Here is a 5,829-nt window from a genome sequence, read left to right on the forward strand (position 1 = left end):
GCGGGGGCGGCGGGAGATGGTCGGGCCCCCGCTGGGCGAGCTGCTCGCGCTGACCGCGGCCGGGCGGCTGAGGCCGCTGGTGGGCGGCGAGTACCCGCTGGCGGAGGCCGGCCGGGCCGTGGCCGACCTGGCCGGACGGCGAACTGTCGGAAAGGTGGTGCTCCTGCCCTGACGTGCAGAGTGTGACCATTGACGCCACTGGGCAGAAGGTGATCAAAACCCCCGAGACGGGACGATCGCGGGGGTTTGCGGGTGTGGTGGAGATGGCTGGTCGTCGTGGTGGTCTGGGGGCTCGCGGCCGGATGTGCGGCCGGACGGCTGCCCGGGGTGCCCGGCGTGCGGAAGGCGCCGGTGACGGTCGGCCGATGCGTCCTGAAATTTCCGGACAAGAGGGCTGGGAGGGCGGCCCGCGACCGGCTTGAGCACGACATCGAGCAGTACCTGTCCAGACGCCCTGGGCGGGTCGCCTACAGCATGCTGGAGCGCGACAGCGGCATCACCCTGGGCCGCGGCGAGCACCAGCACGACATGATCACCGCCAGCGGCGTCAAGGTGGACATCCTGACGGCGCTCGTGCTCGGCCGCGGCGGCCTGGGCGAGGAGGAACGCGACCTGGCCGAGCGCATGATCACCGAGAGCGACAACGGCGCCGCGGACGCGTTGTGGGGCCGGGTCGGCGGCGCGATGGGCGAGTTCTACCGGCGCATGGGCCTGACCGAGACCATCCCCGGGCCCGGCGTCTTCTGGGGCGGCACCAACACCAGCCCCGCCGACCGCATCCGCCTGCTCCAGGTGCTGGTGGAGGGCGGCGAGGGCCTGTCCGGCCGCGACCGCGACCTCGTGCTCGGCCTGATGGGACGCGTGGTCAAGGACCAGTCGTGGGGCGTCAGCGCGGCCGCCCGCCCGGTGGACCGGGTGGCGTTGAAGAACGGCTGGACGCCACGCCCGTTCATCCGCAACACCTGGGCGGTGACCAGCTACGGCCGCGTCGTCGGGCCGGGGCGCGACCTGCTGCTTGCGGTGCAGACCGACGAGCAGCCGGGGGAGGGGGCGGGCATCGAGACCATCGAGGGGGTGGCCAGGATGATCGGCTCCCGCCTCGACGAGCTGTCGCCGACGATGATCCGGTCCTGCCCGAGGAACCCGGGCCCCTGACGCCGCCCCTCCCGACCCCCAAGACCTCTCCGGCATCCCGGCGTTGAAGTCAACGACAAATGAAATAAGTCGCCCGTTTCCTGCAATAGGATCGGCTCTCGTCGCGTTTGACTGAAGTGACTGATTGACCGCTCGGCGGCCGGCACCCGCCGGTATCTACCCCGGTCGAAGCCCACCTCCGACGGTGCGCTCCCCCGGGGGAGGACTCCGTCATGATCTGGACGGAGACCCTTGAAGTCCTACCTCGACGTGCTGGCCACCCCCGGCGCCTGGCGGTTCCTCGTGCCCGCGCTGCTGGCCCGGGTGCCGTTCGCGATGACCCAGATGGGCATCCTGCTGCTGGTCCAGTGGTCCACCGGCTCCTACGGCGCGGCCGGGATCACCGCCGCCGCCGCCGCCGTCTGCCAGGCCCTCATCGGCCCCCAGACGGGCCGCCTGGCCGACCGGTACGGCCAGGCCCGCGTGCTGCTCCCGCAGGTGGCCGTGCACGCCCTGGCCATGGGCGGCCTGCTGGCCCTGGCCGCCGCGCACGCCCACCTCGCGCCGCTGGTCGCCATGGCCGCCCTCGTCGGCGCGTCAGGACCGCAGGTCGGCTCGATGGTCCGGGCCCGCTGGGCGCACCGGCTCGGCGGCACCGGCAGGCTGAACACGGCGTTCGCGGTCGAGTCGATCACCGACGAGCTGACGTTCACGCTGGCCCCGGTGCTGCTGGTGGGGCTGTCCACGGCGTACTCGCCGGTGGTCGCGCTGCTCGGCGGGCTGGTGCTGATCCTGGTGGGCACGGTCGTCTTCGCCGCCGTCCGGACGGGCGCGCCCGAGCCGGTGCCGGTCAGGATCGCCGCCTCCAAGGGCGTGCTGCGGCGGCGCGGCGTGGCGCTGCTGGCCGCCGCCTTCCTGGCCATGGGGTCGGTCTTCGGCAGCCTCCAGGTCGGCGTCACCTCGCTCACCACCGCCCTGCACGCGCCCGCCGCCGCCGGACCCGTCTACGGCGTCTTCTCCGGCGCCAGCATGCTCGGCGGCCTGCTGTACGGCGCGGTCCGCTGGCGGTCGTCCGCCCGCGCCCGGCTGGTCGCCGGGCTGGCCCTGCTCGCGGTCGCGACCAGCGCGTTCACGCTCGCCGGAGCCGTCCCCCACATGTACGTCGCCGCCGCCCTGGCCGGCCTGGTGATCGCCCCCGTGGTGATCACCGGCTACACCCTGGTCGAGGGCCTGGTCGCGGCGGAGGTCCGCACCGAGGCGTTCACCTGGCTGAACGGCGGCATCGCCCTCGGCATCGCGGCCGGGTCGTCGGTCGCCGGGCAGCTCGTGGACCACTTCGGCGCGTCCCTGGCGTTCGTCGTCGCGCCGGCGGCGACGGGCGTGGCCGCGCTGCTCGTGCTGGCCAGGGTGCGCAGCCTGCGCCCGCTGCCCGCCAGGCCCGCGGCGCAGACCCCGTCGCTCACCGAGGGACCGGCTGCTCTTCCTGGATGACCTTCGGCACGCCGCGCAGCCAGGCCAGCGCGAACACCGCGACCACGGCCAGCAGGACCGCCGTGACCAGCGTCGTCACCTGCATCCCCGACACGAACGCCGTGCGCGCCGCGCGCATCAGCTCACCGGCCGCCTGCGGGGGCAGCTCCGCCGCCGTGGCGGTGGCCCCGGCGATCGACTCCCGCGCAGCCTCGCCGGGCACCCCCGCGGGCACCAGCAGGTTCGCGCGGTAGACGCTGTTGAGCACCGTCCCCAGGACCGCGATGCCCAGCGCCCCGCCCAGCTCGAACGCCGTCTCCGACACCGCGGCCGCCGCCCCCGCCCGCTCCTTGGGCGCGGTGGCCAGGATGTTGTCGTTGTTCACGGTGAAGGTGAGCCCGACCCCCAGCCCGCCGATCATCATCACCGGCAGCAGGGTGAGATAGTCCAGCTCGGTGCCGAGCATGGCGTACCGGACGAACGCGCCGGCGTTCAGCGCCAGGCCGAGCGCGACCACGCCGTTCCTGCCGAGCCGGCCGATGAGCCGGGCCGCGAGCACCCCGCCCACCGCGCCGCTGAGACCGCCGGGCAGTTGCGCCAGCCCGGCCTGGAGCGGGGTCCACCCCAGGACGAGCTGCAGGTACCAGGCGAACAGCAGGTTCATGGCCGACAACGCGAAGATCGCCAGCAGGTTCGTGCCCACGGACGCGCTGAAGGCCCGCCGCCGGAACAGCCGTACGTCGATCAGCGGCGTGGCCAGCCGGCCCTGCCGCCGGACGAACAGCACCAGGCACACCGCCCCCACCACGGCCGCCCCCAGCACGTCGGCGTGCGCCAGGCCCTGGTGGGCGGCCTCCTTGACCGCGTAGACGGCCGTCACGACACCGGCGAAGGACAGCACCACGCTGGGCCCGTCCACCCGCCCGGCGGGGCCGCGCGACTCCGGCAGCACCAGGAACCCGCAGACCAGCACCAGCGCCATGATCGGCACGTTGATCAGGAACACCGACCCCCACCAGAAATGGTCCAGCAGCACGCCGCCGACGACCGGCCCCAGCGCGAACCCGGCCGCGCTCATCCCGCTCCAGATCCCGATGGCCGCGGTCCGCTCACGCGGGTCGGCGAAGACGTTCCTGACGATCGAGAGCGTGGACGGCATGATCATCGCGCCCGCCACGCCCAGCAGCGTCCTGGCGGCGATCAGCAGCTCGGGGTTCGGGGCGTAGGCGGTCACCACCGAGGCGGCGCCGAAGCCGGCCGCGCCGATCAGCAGCAGCCGCTTGCGGCCCACGCGGTCCCCGAGGTTGCCCATGGTGACGAGGAGTCCGGCCAGGGCGAACCCGTACATGTCGCCGATCCAGAGCAGTTGCGTCGAGCTCGCACCGAGGTCGGCGACCAGCCGGGGGAGCGCCAGGTGCAGCACGGTGAGATCGACCGAGAGCAGCAGCGTCGCCAGGCAGGCGATGGCCAGACAGGCCCATTTTCGCGTCATGCCGTCCACGGTGGCGAGGACGGCTGACGGGCCGCCTACCGTTCGCTGACCGCCCGGCCGAGGGCCTCGTCGATGCGGTTGCGGATGTCCTCGGTGCTGTACCAGTCGTCGGGGCACTCCGCGCGGGCCTGGGCCAGCAGGGACAGCGCGGCGTCGCGCTCGCCGCCGATCAGCGCCACCTCGGCCATCCCGAGGTGCGCCCACGCCAGCATGTCCATGGAACCCACGCGACGGGCCAGCTCGGCCGCCTCCTCGTAGTCGGCCCGCCCGCCCAGCGGCTCGCCCATGCCGAGCAGCGCGTCGCCGCGCCGGCACAGGGCCTCGGCCATCTCCGCCCGCGCGTCGAGCTCGCGGGCCAGCGTCAGCGCCTCGTCCGACAGCGCGTACGAGGCCGCGTAGTCCCCCTCGCGGGAGGCCAGCTCGCCGAGGCCCGACAGCACCAGCACCGCCCCCCAGCGCTCGCCGATGGCCCGGAAGGCGGCCAGGGCGCGCCGGAAGGAGGCCAGCGACTCCTCGACCCGCCCCAGGATCTGCAGCACGAACCCCGCGCCGCTGTACGACAACGCCCGCTGCCAGGGCGGCAGCCCCTCGGTGTGGGCCTGCAGCTCGTGGTAGATCTGCTCGACGTCGCCCGGCGGCCCGGTGAACATCGACCGCATCATCATCAGGAACTCCACCCGCTCCGGCAGGTGGGTGATCGGCAGCAGCTCGCGCACCTCGGCCAGCCGCTCGCGCACGACGTCGTCGGCCACGCCCGTCCAGGCGGTGACGAGCAGGCACATGACGTACTCCTCCTCCATGCCTGCGGGGCGGGCGTCGCCGATCCTGGCCAGCAGCGCGGCGGCCAGCCCGGCGATGACGCCGCGGTGGCCGCGCATCCACCAGTAGCAGGCGCTGTGCGCCAGCAGCCGCAGGCCGGTCTCCGGCTGCCCGGACGCGGTCGTCCAGCGCACGGCGGCTTCGAGGTCGTCGCTCTCCTGGTCGAGGCGGGCCAGCCAGGTGAGCTGGTCGGCGGTCCGCAGCAGCGGGTCGGCGGTCAGGACGAGGTCGAGGTAGTAGGCGGTGTGCGCGTCCCCGATCGCGGCGGTCTCGCCGGACTCGGCCAGGCGTTCCGCGCAGAACGCCCGGATCGTGTCGAGCATGCGGTACCGGCCGCCGACGTACTCCACCAGCGACTTCTCCGCCAGCGAGAACAGCACCTCCTCCGGCAGCCCGCACACCCGCTCGGCCGCCTCGGGCGTGGCGCCGCCGACGAACACGCTCAGACGGGCGGCCAGGCGCTGCTCGGCGTCGTCCAGCAGGTCCCAGCTCCACGCGACGACCGCGCGCAGCGTCTGGTGCCGGGGCAGCGCCGTACGGCTGCCGCGGGTCAGCAGCCGGAACCGGTCGTCCAGGCGGGCCGCCACGTCGGCGACCGACAGCGTGCGGAGGCGGGCCGCGGCCAGCTCGATGGCCAGCGGCAGCCCGTCGAGCGCCCGGCAGATGCGCACCACGTCGGCGGCGTTGCCGGCGTCCACGGCGAACCCCGGACGCACGGCGGCGGCCCGGTCGGCGAACAGCCGGACGGCGGCGTACTCCAGCGGGTCGTCCGGCTCCGGCGGCGGCAGGCGCAGCGGGGACACCGGCAGGATCGACTCCCCGGTGATGCCCAGCGCCTCGCGGCTGGTGGTCAGCACCCGCAGCCCGGGGCAGGAGGTGACCAGGTGGAAGTCGCCATCAGGGAGGTACGAGGC

General features: G+C 74.1%; 5 protein-coding genes. 3 read left to right on the forward strand and 2 right to left on the reverse strand.

The genetic code is table 11. The features are described 5' to 3' along the window. The first annotated feature begins 16 nt into the window (after positions 1 to 16). From ACWCSD_RS46405 to ACWCSD_RS46415, 3 genes are all read left to right on the forward strand, one after another. The gene (locus tag ACWCSD_RS46405; RefSeq protein WP_449925165.1) at positions 17 to 172 is read left to right on the forward strand and encodes a zinc-binding dehydrogenase; all 156 of its coding nucleotides are present in this window, start codon (positions 17 to 19) and stop codon (positions 170 to 172) included. An 80-nt stretch (positions 173 to 252) separates the two neighbouring features. Then, entirely contained in the window at positions 253 to 1,155 is a 903-nt protein-coding gene (locus ACWCSD_RS46410) for a serine hydrolase (RefSeq protein ID WP_449925156.1), read from the forward strand. A gap of 231 nt (positions 1,156 to 1,386) precedes the next feature. Beyond that, positions 1,387 to 2,625, forward strand: coding sequence for an MFS transporter (locus ACWCSD_RS46415; RefSeq protein ID WP_449925159.1), 1,239 nt, complete (start codon positions 1,387 to 1,389; stop codon positions 2,623 to 2,625). Here ACWCSD_RS46415 and ACWCSD_RS46420 read toward each other — a convergent pair. Continuing rightward, positions 2,594 to 4,096 (reverse strand): MFS transporter, encoded by a 1,503-nt coding sequence (locus tag ACWCSD_RS46420; RefSeq protein WP_397218711.1) that lies wholly within the window; start codon positions 4,094 to 4,096, stop codon positions 2,594 to 2,596. The two genes, ACWCSD_RS46415 and ACWCSD_RS46420, sit on opposite strands and share 32 nt — an antisense overlap. A 35-nt stretch (positions 4,097 to 4,131) precedes the next feature. Beyond that, positions 4,132 to 5,829 (reverse strand): ATP-binding protein (locus ACWCSD_RS46425; protein WP_449925162.1); only part of this gene is annotated, 1,698 nt, incomplete at its 5' end.

Source organism: Nonomuraea sp. NPDC001684, from assembly GCF_053596515.1.

Bases quoted from the DNA above. Each gene is read 5' to 3' on its own strand.
- ACWCSD_RS46420 (WP_397218711.1), bottom strand. From the start codon at position 4,096: ATGACGCGAAAATGGGCCTGTCTGGCCATCGCCTGCCTGGCGACGCTG.
- ACWCSD_RS46405 (WP_449925165.1), top strand. From the start codon at position 17: ATGGTCGGGCCCCCGCTGGGCGAGCTGCTCGCGCTGACCGCGGCCGGG.